General features: G+C 55.8%; 1 rRNA gene. It reads right to left on the bottom strand.

Annotated features, from left to right (window positions below):
* Positions 1–57: 57 nt before the first annotated feature.
* Positions 58–2,952, bottom strand: a 23S ribosomal RNA gene (locus ACMGDE_RS19850).
* Between the last annotated feature and the right edge of the window lie 35 nt (positions 2,953–2,987).

Here is a 2,987-nt window from a genome sequence, read left to right as displayed (position 1 = left end):
TGACATATAATCGGAAGAAAACAAAAGGAAATCGAGAAGGCAGCAGCGTCTCTCTGCGCGAGAAAGCTTCGGGCTATTAGTACCGCTCGGCTGTGGTGTTGCCACCTCTATACCTGCGGCCTATCGACCCCGTAGTCTACGGGGACCCTCAGTGGAACACTAATCTCGTGGCCGGTTTCGCACTTAGATGCTTTCAGCGCTTATCCTAACCCGACATAGCTACCCAGCCGTACACCTGGCGGCATAACTGGTTCACCAGCGGTCGGTCCAGCCCGGTCCTCTCGTACTAAGGCCAGCCCCACTCAATGTTCCTACGCCCGCAACAGATAGGGACCGAACTGTCTCGCGACGTTCTGAACCCAGCTCGCGTGCCACTTTAATCGGCGAACAGCCGAACCCTTGGGACCTTCTCCAGCCCCAGGATGTGACGAGCCGACATCGAGGTGCCAAACCTCCCCGTCGATATGAGCTCTTGGGGGAGATCAGCCTGTTATCCCCAGAGTACCTTTTATCCTTTGAGCGATGGCCCTTCCATGCAGAACCACCGGATCACTATGTCCGTCTTTCGACCCTGTTCGGCTTGTCGGCCTCACAGTCAAGCAAGCTTATGCCATTGCACTCCGCGTACGGTTACCAAACGTACTGAGCTTACCTTTGAAAGCCTCCGTTACCTTTTTGGAGGCGACCACCCCAGTCAAACTACCCACCAAACAGTGTCCCCCGAGTCTTCGGGGTTAGGAACCGGATACGCAAAGGGCGGTATTTCAAGGACGGCTCCACGGATCCTGGCGAACCCGCTTCGGCGCCTCCCGCCTATCCTACACATCACGCACCCAGTCCCAATGTTAAGCTATAGTGAAGGTTCATGGGGTCTTTCCGTCCCGTTGCGGGTAACCGGCGTCTTCACCGATACCACAATTTCACCGAGCTCATGGCCGAGACAGCGCCCAGATCGTTACACCATTCGTGCAGGTCGGAACTTACCCGACAAGGAATTTCGCTACCTTAGGACCGTTATAGTTACGGCCGCCGTTTACTGGGGCTTCGGTTCAATGCTTCGCCATTGCTGACTAACATCCCCCCTTAACCTTCCAGCACCGGGCAGGTGTCAGGCCTTATACATCATCTTTCGATTTCGCAAAGCCATGTGTTTTTGTTAAACAGTCGCCTGGGCCTTTTCACTGCGGCCCCGCGTCTTACCGCGGGGCGCCCCTTCTCCCGAAGTTACAGGGCCATTTTGCCGAGTTCCTTAGCCATGATTCACTCGAGCACCTTAGGATTCTCACCCCAACCACCTGTGTCGGTTTGCGGTACGGGTTTTGATGGCCTGGAGCTTAGCGGTTTTTCTCGGAAGCAGGATTACCCACACTATCGGCGCCGCCGAAGCTTTGCCGTACTATCGGGTTTCAGCACACACCCCGGATTTGCCTGGGATGCGTATACCTACGCCCTTCAACGCACTATTCCGTCAGTGCGCGGTGGTGTCACTTCTCCGTCCCCGCGTCGCAGCCATCAAAAGTACGGGAATATTAACCCGTTGTCCATCGGAATCGCCCTTCGGCTTATCCTTAGGCCCCGACTGACCCTGATCCGATTAGCGTTGATCAGGAAACCTTGGTCTTTCGGTGGGGGGGTTTCCCACCCCCCTTATCGTTACTTATGCCTACATTTGCTTTTCCAGAAAGTCCACCCCATCTCGCGATGGGGATTCGCCCCCGCTGGAATGCTCCCCTACCAGTCCCGATTTGCATCGGAAATCCATAGCTTCGGTAACACACTTGATGCCCGTTCATTATCCACGCCCGGCCGCTCGACTAGTGAGCTGTTACGCACTCTTTAAATGAATGGCTGCTTCCAAGCCAACATCCTAGCTGTCTGTGCAGCCGGACCTCGTTAGTCCAACTTAGCGTGTATTTGGGGACCTTAGCTGATGGTCTGGGTTCTTTCCCTCTCGGCCCCGGACCTTAGCACCCGGAGCCTCACTGCTGCGTATATCCTGCGGCATTCGGAGTTCGTCTGGATTTGGTAGGATGTGACTCCCCCGCACCCAATCGGTAGCTCTACCTCCGCAGGACTCTCCGCAACGCTGTTCCTAAAAACATTTCGGGGAGTACGAGCTATTTCCCAGTTTGATTGGCCTTTCACCCCTACCCTCAGTTCATCCGGAAGCTTTTCAACGCTTATCGGTGCGGCCCTCCAGTACCTGTTACGGCACCTTCAGCCTGACCAAGGGTAGATCACAAGGTTTCGCGTCTACCTCCACCGACTGCACGCCCTGTTCAGACTCGCTTTCGCTTCGGCTGCCCCACTGAATGGGTTAACCTCGCCGGTGAAGTGTAACTCGTAGGCTCATTATGCAAAAGGCACGCCGTCATCCCGGATTGCTCCGGGACTCCGACCGCTTGTAGGCACACGGTTTCAGGATCTATTTCACTCCCCTGTTCGGGGTTCTTTTCACCTTTCCCTCACGGTACTGGTCCACTATCGGTCTCCCAGGAGTATTTAGCCTTGGCGGATGGTGCCGCCGGATTCCCGCAGGGCGTCTCCGACCCCGCGGTACTCAGGATCCCACTAGGCCGCATTTGCTTACGTGTACGGGACTATCACCCCCTATGGTACCGGCTTCCCTTCCGGTTTCCACTTCACGCCTGCGTGCCACATTGTGGTCCTACAACCCCGGTTATGCCGTAACATAGCCGGTTTGGGCTGTTCCGCGTTCGCTCGCCACTACTTGCGGAATCACTATTGTTTTCTCCTCCTACGCCTACTTAGATGTTTCAGTTCAGCGCGTTCGCGTATTATACGATGTACCTTCAGTACATCAGGTTGCCCCATTCGGAAACCACCGGATCGATTCCCATTTGCGGATCCCCGGTGCTTATCGCAGCTTGTCGCGTCCTTCTTCGCCTCTGGGAGCCTAGGCATCCCCCGTGTGCCCTTTCTTACTTTCTTCAACCCGCGGCCCTTTTGCCAACCGCGGGCCTGCT

This window comes from Parapedobacter brassicae (assembly GCF_051400755.1).
In the GTDB taxonomy this organism is placed as follows: domain Bacteria; phylum Bacteroidota; class Bacteroidia; order Sphingobacteriales; family Sphingobacteriaceae; genus Parapedobacter.
The sequence above is the reverse complement of the archived record's forward strand: the minus strand, read 5'-3'. Positions and strand labels throughout refer to the sequence as shown.